1 protein-coding gene is annotated in these 285 nt (G+C 50.5%); it reads right to left on the bottom strand.

Going from position 1 to position 285, the window contains the following annotated elements; genetic code table 11:
* Positions 1 to 67: 67 nt before the first annotated feature.
* A partial coding sequence (locus tag LZP73_RS20665) for a TOBE domain-containing protein (protein ID WP_234236843.1) occupies positions 68 to 285 on the bottom strand: 218 nt, incomplete at its 5' end.

Here is a 285-nt window from a genome sequence, read left to right as displayed (position 1 = left end):
CAACATTGTGATTGGTGATAACACCACCGACAGCATTGCCCAGTTCATTTATAGCTACCTGATTTAATCAGGCGGTTATCGACACACTTTTAATTTGCGCATACAGCCACAGGCCAGGTTTGATCGCCAGTTCATCCCTGGCCCACGGGCTGATACGCGCCCACAGCGTTTTACCGCCGACTTCCAGCTCCACTTCCACCTGGCCGTTGTCGTCATAACTATTAACAACTTTTGCCCGCAATACGTTACGAATGCTGGTTTGCTGCGGCGGTTGTAAAACCAGCG

This window comes from Shewanella sp. AS16 (assembly GCF_021412365.1).
GTDB lineage: Bacteria > Pseudomonadota > Gammaproteobacteria > Enterobacterales > Shewanellaceae > Shewanella > Shewanella salipaludis.
Note: the sequence above shows the minus strand (reverse complement) of the source record. Positions and strands in the feature narration are given on the sequence as shown.